Annotated in this window: 18 protein-coding genes; 7 read left to right on the top strand and 11 right to left on the bottom strand. The window is 60.5% G+C overall.

Annotated features, from left to right (window positions below; genetic code table 11):
- Window positions 1–11 precede the first annotated feature (11 nt).
- Window positions 12–1601: a phosphoglycerate dehydrogenase gene (serA, locus tag J8C01_RS04375; protein ID WP_014099387.1), complete on the top strand. Its 1590-nt coding sequence runs from the start codon at window positions 12–14 to the stop codon at window positions 1599–1601.
- Window positions 1602–1638: 37 nt separating this feature from the next.
- Here the strand turns inward: serA and J8C01_RS04370 are convergent, their stop codons facing one another.
- The gene (locus tag J8C01_RS04370; RefSeq protein WP_211432513.1) at window positions 1639–3153 is read right to left on the bottom strand and encodes a cryptochrome/photolyase family protein; all 1515 of its coding nucleotides are present in this window, start codon (window positions 3151–3153) and stop codon (window positions 1639–1641) included.
- A gap of 102 nt (window positions 3154–3255) precedes the next feature.
- Here J8C01_RS04370 and bchM point away from each other — a divergent pair, with 102 nt between their 5' ends.
- Complete coding sequence (bchM, locus tag J8C01_RS04365; RefSeq protein WP_211432512.1) at window positions 3256–3936, top strand: magnesium protoporphyrin IX methyltransferase; 681 nt, start codon at window positions 3256–3258, stop codon at window positions 3934–3936.
- A 94-nt stretch (window positions 3937–4030) separates the two neighbouring features.
- On the opposite strand, the gene J8C01_RS04360 is transcribed toward bchM, so the two are convergent.
- The 3 genes from J8C01_RS04360 to J8C01_RS04350 all read right to left on the bottom strand — a co-directional run bounded on the left by J8C01_RS04360 (window position 4031) and on the right by J8C01_RS04350 (window position 7965).
- On the bottom strand, window positions 4031–5080 hold the full coding sequence (locus tag J8C01_RS04360) for a bifunctional UDP-sugar hydrolase/5'-nucleotidase (RefSeq protein WP_211432511.1): 1050 nt from the start codon (window positions 5078–5080) through the stop codon (window positions 4031–4033).
- A gap of 168 nt (window positions 5081–5248) precedes the next feature.
- Window positions 5249–6925 (bottom strand): protein phosphatase 2C domain-containing protein, encoded by a 1677-nt coding sequence (locus tag J8C01_RS04355; protein ID WP_211432510.1) that lies wholly within the window; start codon window positions 6923–6925, stop codon window positions 5249–5251.
- A gap of 188 nt (window positions 6926–7113) precedes the next feature.
- Window positions 7114–7965 (bottom strand): FHA domain-containing protein, encoded by an 852-nt coding sequence (locus J8C01_RS04350; protein WP_211432509.1) that lies wholly within the window; start codon window positions 7963–7965, stop codon window positions 7114–7116.
- A gap of 375 nt (window positions 7966–8340) precedes the next feature.
- Here J8C01_RS04350 and tyrS point away from each other — a divergent pair, with 375 nt between their 5' ends.
- Complete coding sequence (gene tyrS, locus J8C01_RS04345) at window positions 8341–9618, top strand: tyrosine--tRNA ligase (protein ID WP_211432684.1); 1278 nt, start codon at window positions 8341–8343, stop codon at window positions 9616–9618.
- A gap of 12 nt (window positions 9619–9630) precedes the next feature.
- Window positions 9631–10788 carry a class I SAM-dependent methyltransferase gene (locus J8C01_RS04340; protein WP_014099380.1) on the top strand — a complete coding sequence of 386 codons (1158 nt, stop codon included), beginning with the start codon at window positions 9631–9633 and terminating at the stop codon, window positions 10786–10788.
- Here J8C01_RS04340 and J8C01_RS04335 read toward each other — a convergent pair.
- The 4 genes from J8C01_RS04335 to J8C01_RS04320 form a co-directional block, all read right to left on the bottom strand.
- Complete coding sequence (locus J8C01_RS04335) at window positions 10748–11704, bottom strand: MalT transcriptional regulator family protein (protein ID WP_211432508.1); 957 nt, start codon at window positions 11702–11704, stop codon at window positions 10748–10750. The two genes, J8C01_RS04340 and J8C01_RS04335, sit on opposite strands and share 41 nt — an antisense overlap.
- Before the next feature lie 70 nt (window positions 11705–11774).
- Entirely contained in the window at window positions 11775–12218 is a 444-nt protein-coding gene (locus J8C01_RS04330; RefSeq protein ID WP_211432507.1) for a universal stress protein, read from the bottom strand.
- Between the two features lie 58 nt (window positions 12219–12276).
- Window positions 12277–13287 (bottom strand): serine/threonine protein kinase, encoded by a 1011-nt coding sequence (locus J8C01_RS04325; RefSeq protein ID WP_211432506.1) that lies wholly within the window; start codon window positions 13285–13287, stop codon window positions 12277–12279.
- Complete coding sequence (locus tag J8C01_RS04320; protein WP_211432505.1) at window positions 13284–15011, bottom strand: bifunctional serine/threonine-protein kinase/formylglycine-generating enzyme family protein; 1728 nt, start codon at window positions 15009–15011, stop codon at window positions 13284–13286. The genes J8C01_RS04325 and J8C01_RS04320 overlap by 4 nt, the downstream gene beginning before the upstream one ends.
- A gap of 145 nt (window positions 15012–15156) precedes the next feature.
- Here J8C01_RS04320 and J8C01_RS04315 point away from each other — a divergent pair, with 145 nt between their 5' ends.
- From J8C01_RS04315 to J8C01_RS04305, 3 genes are all read left to right on the top strand, one after another.
- Window positions 15157–16677: a tetratricopeptide repeat protein gene (locus tag J8C01_RS04315; protein ID WP_211432504.1), complete on the top strand. Its 1521-nt coding sequence runs from the start codon at window positions 15157–15159 to the stop codon at window positions 16675–16677.
- A 201-nt stretch (window positions 16678–16878) separates the two neighbouring features.
- Window positions 16879–18186: a glutamate-1-semialdehyde 2,1-aminomutase gene (hemL, locus tag J8C01_RS04310; protein WP_249355478.1), complete on the top strand. Its 1308-nt coding sequence runs from the start codon at window positions 16879–16881 to the stop codon at window positions 18184–18186.
- 69 nt (window positions 18187–18255) lie between these two features.
- Window positions 18256–18804: a DUF3299 domain-containing protein gene (locus J8C01_RS04305; RefSeq protein WP_014099373.1), complete on the top strand. Its 549-nt coding sequence runs from the start codon at window positions 18256–18258 to the stop codon at window positions 18802–18804.
- A gap of 46 nt (window positions 18805–18850) precedes the next feature.
- Here the strand turns inward: J8C01_RS04305 and J8C01_RS04300 are convergent, their stop codons facing one another.
- From J8C01_RS04300 to J8C01_RS04290, 3 genes are all read right to left on the bottom strand, one after another.
- Window positions 18851–19291: a Fur family transcriptional regulator gene (locus J8C01_RS04300; protein ID WP_014099372.1), complete on the bottom strand. Its 441-nt coding sequence runs from the start codon at window positions 19289–19291 to the stop codon at window positions 18851–18853.
- A 174-nt stretch (window positions 19292–19465) separates the two neighbouring features.
- On the bottom strand, window positions 19466–20548 hold the full coding sequence (gene serC, locus J8C01_RS04295; protein ID WP_014099371.1) for a 3-phosphoserine/phosphohydroxythreonine transaminase: 1083 nt from the start codon (window positions 20546–20548) through the stop codon (window positions 19466–19468).
- Between the two features lie 99 nt (window positions 20549–20647).
- Window positions 20648–21220 (bottom strand): phosphatase PAP2 family protein, encoded by a 573-nt coding sequence (locus J8C01_RS04290; RefSeq protein WP_211432502.1) that lies wholly within the window; start codon window positions 21218–21220, stop codon window positions 20648–20650.
- Between the last annotated feature and the right edge of the window lie 11 nt (window positions 21221–21231).

Raw genomic sequence — 21231 nt, 5'->3', positions numbered from 1 at the left:
TCAAGCCTGCTATGACCATCCACCGTGTTCTCGTCTGTGGCAACCTGGCCGAAGACGGTCTCAGCATTTTGCGCCAGACACCCAACATTGCCCTCGATGTCAAGCCGGAACTCAAAGAAGATGAACTGGCCGAACTCATTGCCCCCTACCATGCGCTTATTGTGCGCAGCGACACCCGTCCGACGGCCAAAGTCATCGCGGCGGCGGACAACCTCAAGGTCATCGGGCGGGCCGGCACCGGTGTGGACAACATTGATGTCGAGGCCGCGACCAAGCGCGGCATCGTGGTGATGAACACCCCCGGCGGTAACAGCGTCACCACCGCCGAACACACCTTTGCCCTGCTGATGGCTACAGCCCGGCACATTGCCCAGGGCACGATGAGCCTCAAGCAGGGCCGCTGGGAACGGAAGAAGCTCGTCGGCGTCGAACTGTCTGGCAAAACCCTGGGGATCGTTGGGATCGGACGCATCGGCAGCCTCGTGGCCCAGCGCGCGGCGGCCTTCGGCATGCACACGGTTGGCTATGATCCTTACCTGACGCGGGAAGCCGCAGCCAAGTTGGGTATCGAACTCGTCGCGCTCGATACCCTGTTTGCGCGCGCCGATTTCATCACCCTGCACGTCCCGCTGACGGATGAAACCCGGCATATCATCAATGCCGACGCCTTCCGCAAGATGAAACGTGGCGTCCGGCTCATCAACTGCGCCCGTGGCGGACTGGTGGATGAGACCGCCCTTGCCGCCGCCCTGCAGGACGGCACGGTGGCGGCTGCCGCGCTCGATGTCTTCGAGGAAGAACCGCCGCCGCCCGATCATCCGCTTCTGGCACTGCCCAACCTCACCTGCACTCCGCACCTTGGCGCTTCAACGATGGAAGCACAGGTGAGCGTGGCCGTCTCGATTGCCAGACAAATTGTGGATTTTCTCGAAACTGGCGTCATCTTTGGTGCCGTCAACGCGCCTTCGGTGAGTGCTGAGCTGATGTCTGAACTACGGCCCTATGTGGACCTTGGCATTAAGCTCGGCATGTTTCAGGGGCAGGCCTTCGGCAGTCACGTACGCCGTCTGGTCATTGAATACAGTGGCAAGGTCGCCGACTTGGACGTGCGTCCCATCACCCAGGCGATTCTGGTCGGGCTGCTTTCAGGGACGAGCAATCGGGTCAACTTCGTCAATGCGGCGCTCATTGCCGAAGAACGCGGCATGGTCGTCTCGGAAACCAAAAATCGCGTCGCCAAGGACTTTGCCAGCCTTATCGCCCTCTGGGCGGAGACTGACCAAGGGGAAAGCGATGTGGCCGGCGCCATTTTCCGTGAGTCCGATCTGCGGATCGTCCGGGTCAACGGCTTTCCCATCGAAGCCATCCCGAAAGGGCACATGCTGCTGTGTGCCAACCGGGACCAGCCCGGCGTGCTGGGGCGGATTTGTTCCACACTCGGCGATGGCGGCGTCAACATTGCCCGGCTCTACCTTGGACGCAAGGAAGTCGGCGGGACGGCCATTTCCCTCATCCAGGTGGATTCACCCGTGCCCGATGAAGTCATGGCCAAGCTGCACGAGATTCCGGCGGTTCTCAAGGCACGGTGTATTCACCTGTAGCGATGTGGCGCAGGTCACACGGACTGTTCATTTCAAACTAAAGCTCTTCCAGACGGGTGAGCAGCGTGGCGGCCCAGGCCAGTGTGGCGGTGCGTTCCTGTGGGTCCATGTTGTCCCAGGCAGCGTACATCATGCGCATGCGCTGGTTTGGAAACAGCTTGGCACGGTGTCGGTCGAGAAAGTCCCAGTACAGGCTGTTGAACGGGCAAGCACCTTCTCCATGGCGCTGCTTCGGGTTGTAGGCACAGCCCTGGCAGTAATCGCTCATGCGGTTGATGTAGGCAGCACTGGCCACGTAAGGCTTTGTGGCCAGAAAGCCGCCGTCGGCGTACAGTGACATGCCCAACACGTTGGGCAGCGTGACCCACTCATAGGCGTCTATGTACGCCAACCAGAACCACTCGTTGACTGCCTGTGGCAGCACTCCGGCCAGCAGCGCAAAGTTGCCCAGCACCATAAGGCGCTGAATGTGGTGCGTGTGTCCGGTCTGCTGAAGTTGGGTGATGGTTTCCCGGAGACACTGCATCCGCGTCTCGCCATCCCAGTAGTAGTGCGGCAGTGGACGGGTGTCGCCAAAGAAGTTGGCCTGGGCCATTTCCGGCATGCGTAGCCAGTAGATTTGATAGATGAACTCCCGCCAGCCGATGAACTGCCGGATGACGCCTTCCACGGAGTTGAGCCGGGCTTTTCCGGCACGGTACGCCTGCTCGGCCTGCCTGGCCGCTACCAGCGGATCCAGCAGGCCGACATTGACATAAGGTGATACCAGAGTGTGGTACAGCGCAGCCTGCCCGCGCACCATGGCGTCTTCATAGGGGCCAAAAAGATCAAGCCGGTGTTCGATGAAATCCTGGTAGGCATCTTCGGCCTCGGCGCGGGTCGTGGCCCAGTGGAAGGGTTCGATGACGCCGTAACCATCAGTGAAATCCCGTTGTACCCAGTCCATCACCTCACGGGTGATGGCATCCGGGGCATAGCGGGGCAGAGGCGGAAACCGATGGTCCGGCGGTGGCACCTGGCGATTTTCCCGGTCATAGTTCCACGTGCCGCCCGTCGGTTCGCCGTCCGGCTCCATCAGCAGCCCCGTCATCTGCCGCATGCGCCGGTAGAAGTTTTCCAGAACGAGCGTTTTCTTTCCCTGCGCCCGGGCGGCAAACGATGCCCGGTCGCTGATGAACATGGTCGTCGGCAGGATGTCAAGTGACAGTCCATGCGCGGCAACAAGGCGTTTCAGGAGTTCGGCAACCCCGTATTCGTTGGGTTCCATGAGCCAGATGCGGCTTGGACGGTGCTGGCGGAGATAGGCCACGAGACCGGCTTCAAAATCGGGCTGTTCACGGTAGTAGTCCACCGTCCACCCTTGGGCGCGCAGTTCTTCCGCATAGTGCCGCATGGCTGAAAAGAGAAAGACGAGCTTCTGCTTGTGGTAGCGCACCCGTCGTGCATGGGCGGCTGACTCAATCATCAGCACCCTGGCTGTGGAGCGTTCCACCCGTTCAAAAGCCGGATGGCAGCGCACCAACTGATCGCCCAGAATCCAGATGGTTTCCATAGCTGACCTGCCTGAATACAGGCTTGACTTTCCGGGGCCCGGATTGGACGCTGGAAGGGAGGTGTGTATTTCAAACCGTTTGAGCTGTGGAGTGCAACCCCGATGCCATCTTCATACGCGACGGCGCAGGATCGCATTCGCCACTACTTTGATACCGTTGGCTTTGAAAAATGGCAGCGTTTTGCGCGCGGTGAAGCGCAAAATCGGATTCAGGCGAGCATTGTCGCCGGTCGTGAGAAGACCATGGCCACGATTCTGGCGTGGGGCGGCAACTGGCAGGGGCGGACTGTTCTTGACGCAGGTTGCGGCACCGGCGCCTTCGCCCGTCGCCTTGTGGACGCCGGCGCGTGCGTCACGGGTGTGGATATTTCAGCCCGTGAAGTCCAGGCCGCCCGTGAACGGGTCCCGGAAGCCACGTTTCACGAAGCGGATTTCTACGGCGTCACCGAGGTCTTCGACACCATCGTGTGCGTGGACAGCCTGATTTACTACGAGGAAGATGACCTGGTGCAACTTCTGCGGCATCTGGGGACGCACACCCGCGAAGCACTCTACTTCACCTTCACGCCCAGCACGGCTTTCTTCAAGGTGATGCATGCTGTCGGAAAGCTCTTTCCCAAAGGCAACACATCCCCGGCCATTGCCCAGATCAAAGCCAGGCGGCTCTATGCGCGCCTGGCGCAGGAAACCTCGCTGCGGGTGCACCGCGCCGTCCATATCAGCTCCAGCTTTTACCAGACCACTCTGGTTGAATTGCGACCCGATGAACTTCCGAGCCAGTGAGCCACTCCGGGACCGAACCGGGACAATAAAACCGGCGTTCCCTGGAAGGATTGACCGGGAAACGCCGGTTGACACGTTTGCGCTCCGCAGAGCGTCAGGGCGTAGCCTGCACCATGCTGCGCCGCGCTTCCTCAATGGCCGCCTTGGCTTCTCTGACGATTTTCAGGGCGTTTGGCTCACTGGGAATCGTCGCATCGAGCAGGATGAAGCGGCTGCTGTACGTCCGCTTGCCGTCGTCGGCTATATAGGCCCGCAGCTCCCCAAGCGCCTTGGTTTCATAGTTGTTGACGACCACGGCCGTATTTCCCACGGTCTCCAGCGTGAGCAGTGAAGGTTGCGTGTGCCCGACAATCAGGACATCTATCCCTTCGAGTTCCGCCGCCAGTGTCTTGGCCTGGTCGAGGGGCAGGTAGGCCAGCACAACCACCACATCCGCCTGCTTTTTCAGCTCCGGGAGCACTTCCTTGAGCGCCGTGGCGGGGTCACGCCAGACATAGCCGGTACCTTCGCTGGGTGCCTGCTCGCACACCCCGGTAATCCCGATCCGCAGCTTGTGGTTCTTTGGAATGTGCGGTGATTTCACTTCCTTGATGACAAAGCGCGGCAGGGCAATGTGCGTCTTCTCGTTCACGGCCGGCGTGGCATTGGCCGAAACGTAAGCTTTCAGCACGGGAAAATTCGCCGCCGCCTGCTTGGCAGCCTGGGTGGTGAAATACTGGTGCAGTACCCGCAAATCCTGATAGGTCAGGTTGACGGCGTCGAAGGGATAGGCACTATACCCGCGCAGGGCATAGTCGTTCTGAACGAGGACATCCTTGAAGGGGGGATTGAGCAATACCCCCTGGTCGTTGAAGATAGCCCCGACAGAGAGTTCCAGCAGCGGTGTCTCGGCAAAGTTTGCGCGGAACGCCTGCGCCATGGTCACGCGGCGGTGAAGTCCGCCGCTGGGATTGGCCGGGCAGCCACAGGTATCGAGATTGGCGTGCATTTCGCCGGAAAAGTGAATGGCGAAGGCGGCCTTGTCGTCTGTTCCCAGCACATGCGCCGGCACGGAGGGCGTCTGTGCCACGGCTGACCACCACAGCGTACTGCTGCTCAGCAGCCAGGCCAAACCAACCACTACCAATAACCTACGGTTTCGCATAATCATCAACCTCAGAGAAAAGTCACAAACCCTTCCCGGTTTTCACACCGCGCCCGAAGCCGTCCGGCCATTGGAGCCGTCCGGCCATTGGAGTTGCGCTTCCGATGCCAACCCAAGGACCACCAGCGCAATCAATAGCTTCTGCCAGTGTCAACCGGGTTCGGGGCTTCAGGGATGCCGGATGAACTGCGAGGCGTTGTTTGTCAGCCCTTCAACCGTTCGTTCGACCGTGCGCCGGAGTTCGTCAACCGGACGGGTGCCGGGAGGCGACGGCAACTTGTTATCGGGTGTTTTCATTTCACGGAGCGACGCAGGCAACGTATCAAGCCACTGTGCGATAGTTTGCATCTCTTTTTGAATGTCATTCACAGAAGGATCATCCGCTCTGGCCTGCTTCTGGCGGTGACGCTTCAGCGCTTCTTTGAGCGCAGCCAGTTGCTCGCCTCTCTTCTTGCAGTTTTGACGCTCAGCATCCTGGCCTGGGATTTGGTCAAGCCGACGTTCGACACTCCGCACCTGCTGCTCGATCTGGTCCAGTTCTTTCTCGACGTCATCCAACGATAGGCCATCAGCCCGTCCAATCCCATCGGCACCGCCCGATTCCACTGGCGGCGGAGTCAGTGGTGGCGTCTCCGGCGCAGCCGATGGCAAACCGATGGGTGCCAGCACCGGATGTGGCCGTGGTTCTGTCCTGCCAGTCCGCTCTTTCTCGGCCCGCGACTGCAAGACCCAAATCATGGCTGCAACACCAGCCAAGATAATCACTCCCACGGCCGCCAGCGCCAACAGGACAAAGAGCTTGCCGTTCCTTGACAAACTTTGGGGCGAAGGCATCGTCGGTGGCGCTGGCGTTTCCGCAGCCGACGCGGTGGGCGACGATGGCAACTCCGATACCGGCAGGGACGGCCATCGGTCCGCTGAGGTGCTGGCGGCGAGGTCGGTGGTTGGATGCGCCGTCGTCGTTGTCGTGCGGTTACTCTCGGTTGTGACTGTGAAATTGGCAAGCGTTGGGTGCCCGCTAGGCAGGTCAGAAGTGGCACGGCCAACACCAACCGGCATCACATTCTCCCCTGATGGTTCAGAAACCAGAAGTTGGGTCGCACGGGATGCCGAGATGGTATCGGGATCATCCACAGTGGAAAGTCGTGCAATCACCACGGTGATGTTGTCTTCACCGCCCCGGTCATTAGCCAGCTTGACCAAGGCTTCAGCCGCAGCGTCGAGTGAACTGGAGGTAACGACATAACTCAACAGTTCATGCTCCTCGACCTTGTTGGAAAGGCCATCACTGCACAGCAGCAAGATGTCGTTCGGGTGAATGACTTCTGTGGTGATTTCCGTGTTGACCACCTGTTGGGTGCCAAGTGCCTGCAGGATGATGTTGTTTGGGACATTGACTACCTGACTGACACCGGACTTTTTGACAGCATTGGCCCAGGATTGGTCTTCTGTAAGCTGCCGAATCGTCCCCTCACGAATGAGATATGCCCGTGAGTCTCCGACCTGTGAGACCGTCGCCTCCTGCCCACACAAGTGAACAGCCGTGAGCGTTGCCCCCAGCCCGCGGATGGAGCTTTCATTCTGCGATCGCTCCCAGATGGCCGCATTGGCTCTATCGGCCGCCCTGCGCATGGCTTCGCGTGAGGGCACACCCGCGTGTACCTGGCGCAGCATTTCACGGGCGACAATGTCCACCGCCATTTCACTGGCGACTTCCCCGGCGGCCGCGCCGCCCATTCCGTCACTGACAATCAGCAGAGTGCCCAGCTTACCCAGCCGGTGCTGCGCCACTTCAGGAGACAGGGATGAATCACGGCCCGCCAAACCAAGCCGTTGATTGGTCAAATCAACCACCTGAAGATTGTCTTCGTTTCCAGTCCGCCGCAGGCCAATATCCGTGCGCACTGAAATCGAGACCCACGTTTCTGTCCGACTGGATACAGAAGCCGCCACTCATCCCTCACAAGGCTGAAAAATCCCGCGGGCCTTTAGGTTGCCACTGCCACACCAGGATAGTCCCGCATTTTGGCACCCTACACCTCAAAGCGAAACAACTGTTTTCCGATTAGCAGGATGTCACCGGACTTAAGTGTCACGGGGCCGTCAATTTTCTTGAACGTGCCGTTGCGCGAGTTGTCATCCTGAAGAATAAATTCATCGCCACGGCGAATGATGCGGGCATGCCGGCCGGACATGTAGCCATCATGCGGAAATCGGATATCGCCTGAGTTGCGTCCAATCGTCAGCTCATCCCCCTTGATTTCATAAACTTCCCCGTCTCCGCCGCCTTCCTGGATGAGACACAGACGCGCTACCCGCGTTGGGGGGCGTTCCGACGTACGGACGATGGTCTTCATCAGCGGAGAGGGCAAAGGTGCTCCACAGCCAGCACAGAAACTGTTGGTCGCCGGATTGATTTTGCCGCACTGGTCACAGACAACCGTATCAGCCGCGCCACCGGCTGCCGGGGAACGCGCGATGACCGTGGGTGGCACAGGCGGGGGCACCGACGGTTGAGCCACTACGGTTGGCGGCACAGGCGGCGGTACCGCTGGTTGGGCAACCACAGTCGGCGGAACAACCGGCTGGGCTACGACTGTCGGCGGCACGACTGTCGGCGGCACGGGCGTGGATACAGATGGTTGAGCCACTACGGTTGGCGGCACGGGTGGCGGTACCGCTGGTTGGGCAACCACAGTCGGCGGAACAACCGGCTGGGCCACGACTGTCGGCGGCACGGGCGGCGGTACCGCTGGCTGGGCAACCACAGTCGGCGGAACAACCGGTGGCGCCACAAGCGTCGGCGGAATATCAACCGGAGGTTCCCCCGGCTTTCCGCTGCTTGGAGAAGCCGAGCGCGCTACGGAAGCCGGCTCAGATTTCAATGGAGAGCCACATTGCTGGCAATACAACCAGTCCGCAGCATTTGATGCGCCACATACAGAGCAGGCTATTTCGCCCGTAGTGTTGAGTGTCATGCTCGTCTCACACAGTCTCAAAATATCTCGGTCAGTTGGTTCGGAGTAAAAACCTGACGGATGGCCAGCGATATGATACACCACCTCGGCAAGCTCTTGCTTTCCCCAAGCGTGTGTTTCCCTGAATCTCCCCGTGGGATGGACTATACATACGCTCAAATCGACAAAACAAGCCGAAAAGTATGCCTCTGGGCAACAGACCTACCGGCTGACTGGAGCCGATCCCTGATTATGCTCACTCGCCAGTGAACCTGGCCACAAGAAGTTTTTCTGAACCCAATGATGACACTTTTCGATGAACTGACCTGGCGGCAACTGGTTCAAGAGTACACGCCCGATCTCCCCCGGCACCTGACGGAGCACCACCCCCTCACTGTCTATGCCGGCTTTGACCCGACGGCACCCAGCCTGCACGTCGGCAATCTTCTGCCGCTTCTGACCCTGGTGCGCTTTCAGCGCGCCGGCCACCGCCCCATAGCGCTGGCCGGCGGTGGCACAGGTCTCATCGGCGACCCCAGCGGCAAGACGGCCGAACGCCCGCTTCTGGATGCAGACACCATTGCGGCCAACGTGCAGGCTATTGAACGCCTTCTATCCCGGTTCCTTGACTTCTCCGGCGCCAATGCAGCCTGCCTCGTCAACAACCTGGAATGGCTCGGCCACCTGCCGCTGCTGACGTTTCTCCGCGAAACCGGCAAGCATTTCTCCATCAACATGATGCTGGGCAAGGAATCTGTCCGGCGTCGCCTGGAGACAGGAATCTCCTACACCGAGTTCAGCTACATGCTGCTTCAGGCACGCGACTATCTCGAACTGTACGACCGCTATGACTGCACCCTGCAAATCGGCGGCAGCGACCAGTGGGGCAATATCACGGCCGGCATTGAACTCATCCGTCGCCTGCGCGGAAGCAGCGTCCACGGGCTGACCATGCCCCTCATCACCAAGGCCGATGGCACAAAGTTCGGCAAAACCGAACAGGGTGCCGTGTGGCTGACCGATGACCGCACATCCCCGTATGAGTTTTACCAGTTCTGGTTCAACACCGAAGATGCCAGTGTCATCAACTACCTGAAAGCTTTCACGTTTCTGTCGGCTGCAGAGATAGCCGACCTGGAAGCGGCCGTGGCGACAGCGCCGGAAAAACGGGAGGCCCAACGTTCGCTGGCAGCAGCCGTCACGGAATTTGTCCACGGCGCAGCCGGCCTGCGGACGGCGCTGGCGGCCACCAACATCCTGTTCGGCGGGGACCCCATCACGGACATTGATGCGGACACCCTGCTTGCCGTCTTTCACGATGCACCTTCAACTGAGGTCCCGGCGGCGCTGTTTGCCGACGACGGTGCACTGCCATCCGATCTGGCTGTAGCCGCCAGGCTGGTCAGCTCAAAGAGCGAAGCGCGCCGTCTTATCGAAGGGGGCGGACTGTACTTCAACAACCAGCGGGTCGAGTCCGTCCACGCCCGTATTACCCGCGAACGGCTGATTGGCGGGCAGTATGGCGTTCTGCGCAAAGGGGCGCGTACGTATCACCTGCTGCGGGTGGTGGGTACACCCTAACCGGACACGACGATGAACCGCCTGGAAGCCCTCATTCGTGACCGTATTATCCATCACGGCCCCCTGCCCTTTCGTGACTTCATGGCGCTGGCGCTCTACGATCCGGCAGACGGTTACTACACCACCGCCAGCCACCGCATCGGACGCGCTGGCGACTTCTACACCTCCAGCAGCATTGCGGGCCATTTCGGCAAACTGCTGGCGTGCCAGATACAGGCCATCTGGCAGGCCCTGGGGCAGCCGGGGGATTTCACGGTCGTCGAATGCGGCGCTGGTACGGGCGACCTGGCAGCCGACATTCTGACGGCGCTGGCGACGGACGCGCCCCACATCCTGCACTACCTGCGTTATGTCATTGACGAACACAGCCCCGCCATGCGGGCCGCCCAGGCGGCACGGCTGGCGGCTTTCCGGGAACAGGTCAGGTGGCAGACGCTGGATGAGCTGTCAGGCACTCCTGTCACCGGACTGATCTTCTCGAATGAACTTGTGGATGCCCTGCCGGTTCACCTGCTCACCTGCCGCCGGGGACAACATCTCGAAGGGCTGGTGTCAGTCAGCCAGGATCAGCTCTGTCTCGTCTGGGGAACGCCTACCCGCCCCCAAGACTTCATGGCTTACTTGGCCTTGGGTGAAATCGAGCTTGCTGAAGATGAGCAGTGCGAAGTCGCGCTGGACGCTTTGGACTGGCTCACCAGGGCCGCCGCAGCCTTGGGGCGGGGCTATCTCATCACCATTGACTACGGTGACACAGGCCCCCATCTGTCAGGGCGGCTGACCGGCACCATCCGGGGCTTCACGCGCCATCGCCTCGCTGAAGACCTCCTGGCCACTCCCGGCCAACAGGACCTCACCGCCGACGTTAACTTTTCGGCGCTGGTCAACCACGGTATCCGCCACGGTTTGCGATGCGTACAGTTGACGCGGCAGGCCGACTACCTCATCCAGCTTGGGCTGCTTGACCGGCTCGCTGCCGCAACCCGGCCGGAACTTGGACGGGAAGCGCTCCAGGAACGTCTGGCACTCAAGCACTTTCTCGTACCGGGGGGCTTTGGCGACCGGTTCAAGGTGCTTGTCCAAAGCAAGGGAAGTGAACTGCCAGCCGGCTTACCGGCCCCCCGGTCAGCTTTTACAGGCGGGTGGAAAGCTCCCGCAGCAGTGGATGAATGACCAGTGTGCGCGCTTCATCATCGAGGGTGTGTACCAGACAGTTGGCAGCCGCCAGGAACTGATAGAGTGCCTGGCTCGCTGGCGTGTCCGCGCCGCTCCTGAGAAGGTGAATGGCTTCATCAAAGGCCACGGGCGCGCGCCGCAGACATTCTCGCAACAGTGACACCATCACCGCCTGGCTGGCAGCAGGCAACAACATCTCAAAGTTGATGCGCAGATACGACGGCAGACCATAAGCCACCTGCAAGACAAGGTTGACAGCGGCAGCCTGTCCCTGCGTCCGCTCGACAATCAGCCCGCCTTCATCGGCGCTAACCTCATAGCGTGCCACCTGGGCGAAATAACCAACGACATCTTCCGGGTCAAAACGCAAATCCGACTCGGTGATATCGAGACGTGTCACCCGGCTGCGACCGGCACGTTTGAAGATCGGCGTACGTTGTGTTGCAATGATGAGCTGCACAGGCGGCGGCAACTCAGCCGCCACCTGCTCAATCAACTGATTGATGGCCGGGACATCGGCAACGTGCTCGAAGTTGTCCAGCACCAGGGTTTCGATACCCAACTCGCGCATGCTGCTCACCACAAGCTTGACAGCCGAACGAATGTCCTGAGTATCCAGAACCTGGTAGTCGGGCACGATTGGCAGGCGGTAGAGCGCCGCGCAAACGTTGGCTATGAAGGTATTCAGGGCAGCATCGGCAGCATCCAGTGCCAACCAGCCGACTTGTGCCCCGGAGCGATGCGTCACGGCACTCAGCAGGGTCGTCTTGCCGTACCCGGCCGGCGCCTCGATGACCACGAGGGGCGTATGGAAATGATTGGCCAGCAGGTTGTTCAGATAGGCCCGGTGGTAAGTCCGCGCGTGCGGCCGTACCGGTGACGACTTCGATTGCGGCGGAGACTCAATCACCATGAGATGACTTCCAGCCACACACACAGCCGACGCACATCCAGCACGGTGAAACCAACCGGGTTACGGCCGTCTATTTGATGACCAACACCGGGCAGTGTGCCCGATGCATGACGCGATCACACACGCTGCCGAGCAAAAACGAAGCAATCGGCCCACGCCCACGACTCCCGATGACAATGACCTCGAACCCTTCGTTTTCCGCCACAGAAACGATGGTCGCGGAAGGAGTGCCGATTTCATAGCGGGTGACAAAGGGCACGCCAAACGGTTTCAGGACTTCCGCCGTGCGCTCCAGAACCGCATTGGCGGATTCCCGCTGGAAACGAGCGACCTTTTCCGGGTCAATACCCAACTCATAACCGGGCAGGCTGATGTAGGCCATTTCATTGAATGGCTCCATCACAAACAGCAGTGTGATGGAGCCGTTGGTTTTGCTGGCCAATTCACCTGCGGCCCGGGCCGCTTTCAACGCCGTCTCAGAGCCATCGGTTGCCAAGAGTATTTTCTCAAACATACTTCCCCCTTATCGGCAGGCAGTGCCCCTGACTGCCAGTGGCAGATTTCGTCAAAGCTCAGGATTTCTTGCCAAAGACCTTGTTCCACCAGCCTCCCAACCAACTTTTGGAGGGGCGTGTGGTGTCCGAGGTCTCATCTGTCACCGAACTGGATTGTTTGGCAAAAGCGGCTGAAAGCATTTCCTGGGTCTTTTGCTTGTAAACAGACTGCAAGCCCCGGAAAAAGTCCATAGCCGTGGCATACCGCTGTTCGGGATTGGCGTGGAGTGCTTTGGCAAAGACGCCATCCAACCCGGCAGGAAGGGACGCAACGTAGGTCGTCACCGAAGGCGGAGGCTTCATTTTCAGCTCCAGCATCTTTCGCAGATCGTCGTGCTGCACTGGGGGCTGCCCGGTCAGCAGTTCATACGTCATGACGGCCAGGCTGTAGAGGTCGGCCTGGGGCGTCAGGGTCATCCCCATGAGATGTTCCGGTGCCATGTAAAGGGGTGTCCCAAAAACCTGTCCGACGGCCGTCAACTGGGAAACCTGTTCGTCAGGCTGGAGCAGCTTGACGATGCCAAAATCAAGGAGCTTGACAGTGAGGCGGCCGTTGAGTTCCCCAACAAGGACATTGGCTGGTTTGAGGTCACGATGCAGGAGGTTTTTGCCGTGGGCCAGTTCGAGCGCGTCACACAGCGGCTCCAGAATGGCAAGGCACTCTTCGAGCGAGAGCTTCCCGACACGGGACAACCGGGCTGCCAGGGTTTCCCCGGCAACGTACTCCATGACCATGAAGAACAGCCCGTCGGGCGTCTTGCCAAAGTCCTGCACCCGGACGATGTTGGGGTGTGTAAGCTGGCCGCCAATCCTGGCCTCGCGCTGAAAACGTTTGACCAGCGAAGGATCGGAGGTCAGCGCCGGGGAAAGCACCTTGATCGCCACCGGGCTGCCCAGCGTCAGGTGGGTGGCCAGGAACACAGCCCCCATCCCTCCGCTTCCGATCATCTTTTCGACGCGGTAGTTGTCGTTGAGGGTTTGTCCGATGAGGGATTTGTAGAACTCCACCGTGCCCGACGTAGACATCATTCCCCTCCCCCCTTGGGATCGGATGCAACCCGGAAGCCCAGCCGATTGTTGGTAAAGTCCGGTTTCTGAGGAAAGCGGTAGGTGACACCTTCGTTTGGATTTTCACGGTCATCCCGGCCACGAAAGATACGCAGGTCGGGGTTTGGCGCAAATCCTTTTCCGCCGGGATAGACCGTCAGGCTATCGGCCGTCCACTCCAGAAAACCAGTATCGAGCAAATCCCGGACGCCCTTGCGGTCACGCTGGCGCGCCAGGTATTCCCATTCAAACTCCTTGATGAGCCGGTAGCGCGTACCGGTCTCCTGGGAAAGCCACCGGCAGTAGGCATCGGCGTCATTCCAGCTCACCCCAGTCACGGGCTTGTCCAGATCGCTTACCGGTGGTGACGGTCCGTTCCAAGTCGTGGGCGCACGATGCTTCGTCCGCCTGACGAACTCCGCATACTGAGCGTTGTTGACAAGCGTCTGCGACACCCGAAAGGGCAAAATGGTCGTTTTGAACTCCGGGATGGAGAGCTTATCGCCCCGGTTGGTCCCGATCAGCGTCTCGCCACCTGGAACAACGACCATCTTGGGTTGCAGGTCGGCGGGCAGTGCCGTTGGTGAGAGGTATGGCTTACCACTCAGCGCGGCGCTGATCTGCGGGTAGAAAAACCAGCCGCCCCCAGCCACGAGCAGCAGCAACCCAAGGGCGATGGGCCACACGCTCACCGTGCGCGCTGGTGGCGACAGCGTCCCCAACTGAAGCGTCGGGAGTACCGGACGGTTCTGCCCGGTGACCGGAGAAAAGCCAGGCGTTGTTGTAAGCACATCCGGCGGCGTCGTGCGGTCGCGCAGTGCGGCTTCCAAGGTCAAGGTTTTTTCGAGCGCCTCCAGCTCGCGTTTCAACTCCAGCGCTGAGGGTTGGCGCTCCTCCGGGAGCTTTGACAGGCCCCGCCGGATGATGGCGTCGAGTTCAACCGGTACGTCCGGCCGAAGCTCGGAGAGCGGCTTTGGCTCGGCGAGGATGACCGGTACACTGGGCGGCGCACCAGCCAGCATCTCGTAGAGCATGAGGTTGATGGCAAACACGTCCGTGCGCGGATCACTCGGCTGCCCCAGGATTTGTTCCGGCGCCATGTATTTCGGCGTGCCGGGCGAGCCGATTCCCGGACTTTCGCGCGTGAGGGTTTCGTTTTTTTCCCCGCCTTCACGAGCAAGTTTGGCAATGCCGAAATCCAGAACCCGCGCCATGGTTGTCCCATCGGGCAACGTTTGCAGGATGACATTTTCCGGTTTCAGGTCGCGGTGAATGATGCCCTGGGTGTGCGCCGTGTGGAGACCGGCGCAGATTTGGCACGTCACTTCGAGGGCAAATTCGATGGGTGCCGGTCCAAGTTCCCGGCAGTGTTCGCGCAAGGTCGTCCCCTCGATGAACTCCATGACGATGTAGGGCACCTGTTCCTCGCCCAGCGTCCCGAAATCCGTCACCATGACGATGTTGGGGTGGCTGATCCGGGCCAGCGCTTCTGCCTCGCGCCGGAAGCGCGCCAGCCGGTGCTGCCGCTCTTCGGCGTTGCGGACAACGTCGAACAGCATCACCTTCAGCGCAAAGGTCTTTTTCAGTTGAAGGTGGGTGACACGGAACACCTTCCCCATCCCGCCCTGCCCAAGCAGCGCATCAATCCGGTACTTTCCGTCAATCACAGCGCCGAGTTCGAGCAGACTCGCAGTTTCGACATTCATACGAAAACAACACACCCATCGCAGCCATGCAGACGGAAACGGACAGAAACGCTGAGCCAGGCCAGTATGCAACTTGTTGCTCTACGTCCTGCCAAACTATATTGCACCTTGGCGTTGCAAGACAACGTTCGGGCAAAGATGCGGTATGCCTTACGCACCACGGACCACACCAATCGTCGCCTCGCTGTGCTTTCTTGCCGTCACCGGAGGTTACGAAACCTTTGGGTTCTGGTGGGTCCGGGGGCCCGACCAAAACCCATCCTCGCTGCGGATTGATCCGACAGCAGAACGGTCACGGACAACCTCGCTGCGGATTGATCCCACCATCAGCGCCCGCACTTCGGCGCTGCGGGTGGTTCCCATCGAAATTGCCCAGAAACGCGGCATCCAGCAGGTCGGTGAGGCACTGGCCCGTACCGAACAGCAGGTCATCACCCTGCCGAAACGCCAGCCGACGCTCACGGAGCGGGCCGCTGTCCTAGCTGCCAAAGGCAGGTATCAGGAGGCCATTCCGCTCTACCAGCAGGCCCTGCAAGCCAACCCGAAAGCTACTGAAGCCCTTGCCGGCTGGGGACGTGCGCTTCTGGAGCTGGGCCGGGAAGCGGACGCACGGGACAAGTTCCTGGCCGTTCTGGCTCTCAACCCCAGGGATGCGGCCGCGCAGGTCAACCTTGGGGTAGCCTACTATCGCACCGGCGACATTGACCGTGCCATCCAGGCCTACCAGGCGGCGCTTGCCATCTCCCCACGGCTGGCCAACGCCCACTTCAATCTGGGTATGGCGCAGTCGCACCGTGGCGAGCTGGAAGCCGCTATTGCCAGCTATCAGACGGCCATCAAGCTCCGCCCCCAGTTTCGTGAAGCCTGGAACAACCTGGGGCTGCTGTATGAGGCGCTGGGCGATCTGGAGCGCGCCGAACAGGCCTTTCGGGCCGCCCTGGGCAAACCCGTGCCGGGCGAGCGGGAACCGGAAGGCGGCTACGCTCTGGCGCACTACAACCTGGGGCGGCTGTACGAGAAGCGGGCGGCGTACGATGCGGCCATCCGGGAGTTCCAGACGGCCGTCCGGCAGCAGCCAAACTTCCCGGAGGCCTACCTGAACCTGGGCAACGTCCGGTTGCTGCGCAGTCAGCTCAAGGGCACCCTGGAACTCGATGCCGCCATCGAGGCGTTTCGGAAAGCCATTGCTCTCCGTCAGGGACTCTACCCACTGGCGTATGAAAACCTGGCCATTGCACTCAGTTTCAAAGGAGACAAACCGGCGGCTCTGGCCGCCTACCGGACGGCTTTTGACCAGTATGAAGGTGCCTCGGCGGACACGTTCGAGAACCTGCTGACCACCCTGGCCGATGAAACTCAGTTTCTGATCGGAAACGAACTCACCCGGAGTGACAACCCCGGCAACCTGCGCCCGGTGAACCAGACAGCCACCAAGCCGGGCACGGACCGCCTGCTCGAACTGCTCGAACGGTACGCCGGGCTGCCAGAGGCGCTCAAGGAGCAGCCCGACGTGCGCTACTGCGCCGGGCGTGCGTACATTACCGTTGGAGAGGCCGAAGCGGCGCGCAACGAACTGCGGCGCGGTCTGGAACTGGCCGAGGGGCGGGACGCCAGCGCCAGAGAGCTGCTGCACGCTCTTGAGGCGACCATGGCGCCCCCTCCGTGAGCCGGAGCCACTCTTCGTCCGCCCTTTGACTCGCACACGGGTTGGCGCTAAAAGCTGTCAGCAACGGTGAAGGTTGATGTGCGCCACGGTCATAAGGTAGCCGTGGCCATTCGGTGCTCTCCCTTTCGGATTCGCCACAACCACGCTGAACCCCAAGACCTTTTTCCTGTTCCTCAATGCAAAGCGACCATGCCAATCACGATGGAAACTGAAAAAGTGAGTCCCAGCCGTTCCGAAACCCTTTTTGAGCAAGCCCGCGCCGTGATTCCCGGCGGTGTCAACAGTCCTGTTCGGGCCTTTCGGGGCGTGGGTGGGACGCCTCTGTTCATCCGCTCGGCCCACGGCCCCTACATGACCGATGTGGATGGCAAACGTTACGTGGACTACATCGGCTCGTGGGGGCCCATGATTCTGGGACACGCACACCCGGAAGTTCTGGCAGCCATCCGCTCGGTTATCGAACGCGGCACTTCATTTGGCGCGCCGACGGAACTCGAAGTCGAAATCGCCGAACTCATCGTTTCCCTCGTGCCTTCCATCGAAAAAGTCCGCATGGTGAGCAGCGGAACGGAAGCCACGATGGCGGCCATCCGCGTGGCGCGCGGCTTTACGGGACGCCGCAAAATCGTCAAGTTTATTGGCTGCTACCACGGTCACGGAGACGCTTTTCTGGTCAAGGCCGGCTCCGGCGTAGCGACGCTGGGGCTGCCAGACAGTCCAGGCGTGCCGGCTGAAGTTTCCCAGCAGACCATCACGGTTCCATATAACGACCTGGCAGCCGTCGAGGCGGCATTTGCGGCGTACCCCGATGACATTGCGGCTGTCATCGTCGAGCCGGTTGTGGGCAATATGGGCTGCGTCCCACCCAGGCCAGGCTACTTGCAGGGGCTGCGTGACCTGACGCAAAAGCATGGTGCGGTTCTCATCTTTGATGAGGTGATGACCGGCTTCCGGCTGGCGCGCGGCGGCGCGCAGGAGCTTTACGGTGTCCTGCCGGATATGACCTGCCTGGGGAAAGTCATGGGCGGAGGCTTGCCGGCGGCGGCGTATGGCGGAAGGGCCGACATCATGGACTGCGTTGCTCCGGCCGGCCCGGTCTATCAGGCCGGCACGCTGTCCGGGAACCCGGTCGCTATGACGGCCGGACTGACCACGCTGCGCCTGCTCCAGCAGCCTGGCGTGTACGAACAGCTTGACCGGCAGACCAAAAAGGTTTCTGAAGGGCTGCTCCAGCTTATCCGCAAGGCGGGCCTTCCGGCGACACTCAACCGGGTGGGCTCGATGTTTACGATCTTTTTCACCGACGGCGAAGTGACCGACTGGGACTCGGCCTCCAAAAGCGACACGGCGCTTTTCGGGCGCTTCTTCCACGCCATGCTGCACGAAGGGGTTTACCTGCCGCCGTCACAATACGAAGCCGCCTTTATGGGCCTGGCCCACACGGATGAAGTTGTTGAAGCGACGCTGGCCGCGGCAGAGCGGGCGCTGGATAAACTGGCGTACCATTGATGCCGGTCGTGCCGGAACCTGCCAGCTTCCCTGGATGTGGCTTTATCCTCTGTGCCTTACGGATTACGGATGTCTCGCTTTTCCGCATACCTGCGCGCACATGCGCCTTACTTTGGGCTGGGCGGGCTGCTGTTGCTGATGGTTGTCGGTAGCCTGCTGGCCCCACAACCGGCAGTTCGGCCGTCATCCAGCGCAAGCCGGCCGCTGGACGTTCAGGGGGATGTCATCCGTCTCCGCTTCGACTACATCAAAAACCTCAACTACGACTTTGACCCACGCGCCACGACACCAACGCCGCCTCCGGCGGCACTTCAGGCGCTTGACGGCAAGCAGGTCGAAATTGCCGGCTTTGCCCTGCCGCTGTACAGCCCTACCGGAGAGACCGAGTTTCTCCTGACCCAGTCGGCCAATGGCTGCTGCTTTGGCGCGCCACCCATGCTCCAGCACATGATTCTGGTTCGCGCCGGGAAGATGAAACTGAACAACTATGGAGAGCCGGTGCTTGTCCGGGGCACCCTGTCGGTTGGGCCGGAATGGGAAGATGGTTACGTCACCAGCCTGTTACGGCTTCAGGCCACAGCTATCCGCGACCTGGCCGACGACCGCGACATCGAGTAGCTGGAAATGTCCGAACCAGTGACGCAGCAACCCCGGCGGCGGCAACTCAGGCGGAAGCCGAAAGCGCAAAGTGGCACTCGGCGCAGTAGCCATAGACCTCGAACGCATGCTTGACAATGGCAAACTGCTTGCGCAGCGCCTGCGTCATGAGCTTGGTTTCGACCGGGCACCAGTCGAGGCGGATGGTCTTGTGGCAGTTGAGGCAGATGGCATAGTGCCGGTGCTCATTGCCTTGGAACTCAAAACGCGCCACGTCTCGGTTCTGCAGATTGGACTGGTGAACCAGCCCCACGTCGGTCAGCAGGGTCAGGTTGCGATACACCGTGTCCAGACTGACGTGCGGGTGAATCTTGGTCACTTCGCGGTGAACTTCCTGGGCCGTCAGCGGACGGGCCGATTCCATAAGGATGCGCAACACCGTTGACCGCTGTGGCGTCATCTTCTGCCCACGTTTCTTGAGTATGCTCAGAGCCTCATCAAACGTCATCGCTTGTACCTCGCTTGAAATCGGGCGGTCCGGCCGGTCGGCAGCAGTGCCGTCACAGGTGCGGTCAATTCAGAAGATTCCCAGTTGCGAAGCGTAAACGGGCAACCGCAAGCCGTCAAGATACAATAGATTACCCTCCCCCACGCCGGATTCCTGACTGACTCCGCTGCCAGCCTATGCGTGGCGACGGGCGAAGTCACGCATGAAGTCTATGAGTGCGAGGACGCTTTCCATCGGCAGGGCGTTGTAGAGCGAAGCGCGGATGCCACCCACCGAACGGTGGCCCGGCAGCCCTTCAAACCCGTTGGCCGCAGCTTCCCTGAGAAAAACCGCTTCCAGATCGGGATTGGGCAGCCGAAAACAGACGTTCATCAGCGAACGGGAGTTGCGCTCAGCCGTGCCCCGGTAAAAGCTTCCGCTATCTATGGCGGCATAGAGCTTTCCGGCTTTTTCGGCACTGGCTGCCGCAACGGCGGCCAGCCCCCCTTGGGCTTCAAGATACTCCAGCACCAGTCCCACCACGTAAATGGCAAAGACGGGCGGCGTGTTGTACAGCGACCGATGCTTCACATGCGTGCGGTAGTCGAGCATCGTCGGCAACCCACCGGGAATACGCTCCAGCCAGTCCTCGCGTACGATGACAATCGTGACTCCGGCGGGGCCGGCGTTTTTCTGGGCCCCGGCGTACAAAAGGGCGTATTTGCTGACATCCAGCGGACGACTCAGAAAATCCGACGAGGCATCACACACGAGCGGCGTCGTCCCGACTTCCGGCTCCGTCGGCCACTGCGTGCCAAAAATCGTGTTGTTGGACGTAAAGTGAACGTAAGCCGCCTGGGGGTCGAGCCGTAGTTCACTCTGGTTCGGAATCCGGGCGTAGTTCTCTTCCTTTGTTGTGGCCGCGATATTGACCCGCCCGATTTTCCGGGCTTCCTCAACGGCCTTTTCCGACCAGCTTCCGGTCACAATGTAGTCGGCAACACCGTCCCTGGTCAGAAAATTGAGCGGCACCATGCTGAACTGCAAGCTGGCCCCACCCTGCAGAAACAGAATGTGGTGCGTCTCCGGCACATTCAGCAGACGGCGCAGGCGATTTTCGGTCTCGGACAGGATGGTTTCAAAGGTCTTGGAACGGTGACTGATTTCCAGAACCGACATCCCGACGCCCGGCAGGCAGAGCATTTCTTCCCGGATGCGTTCGAGTACGGGCACGGGCAATACGGCCGGCCCGGCATTGAAATTGTGACAGCGTTTCATCGTTGTTCAGGCTTTCCGAAAAAAACTCATGATTTCGCGCCCGGCTCAGTCCCGGAACGGTCCCGGTCAGCGCCAAAAAAGACAGCGGAAGAGCGCCCATCAGCGGAACAGCAGATTGATTTGTGCGGCGGTTGCCGTCAAGCCAAGGGCCGTGCCAGCCACGACCTGCCCGACCGTATGCTTTCTCATCACCACCCGCGAGGCGCAAACAAGGGGAATGAGGCTGAAATACGGCAGCACAACCGCCCCAAGCTGGTAGTAGAGCGCCATTAGCGGGCCACTGATGCCTGTCGCGTGGACGCTGATTTTCCAGTAGCGCGTGATGGCCAGAATCACCGCCGTATTGACCGCGTAGCAAAACATCAACCCTTGGGCCAGCCGTGGCGCGTGAAAGAGTTTGAGGAAGAAGAAACCCACCGCATAGCACAGGATGCCAAGGATGAAGGGGCGCGTCCGCTGTTCCCGGCGGTCAATGTTGACGTTGGTGATGAGTCCCCGTTGCTTCATCACCAGCAGGGCAGACAGGGGCAGAGCCGCCGCAAAGACCACAGACACAACCGCTGCCAGGACTTTACTCGCCCCCTGAGCATTCGGGTCGGTCGCAATGATGACGAGAAACGCCACCACCGCATTGACGAGCGGGTTGAAGACATCCGATAGGATACGTGACACCAGCAACTTCA

The organism is Chloracidobacterium sp. D, assembly GCF_018304685.1.
In the GTDB taxonomy this organism is placed as follows: domain Bacteria; phylum Acidobacteriota; class Blastocatellia; order Chloracidobacteriales; family Chloracidobacteriaceae; genus Chloracidobacterium; species Chloracidobacterium thermophilum.
The sequence above is the reverse complement of the archived record's forward strand: the minus strand, read 5'-3'. Positions and strand labels throughout refer to the sequence as shown.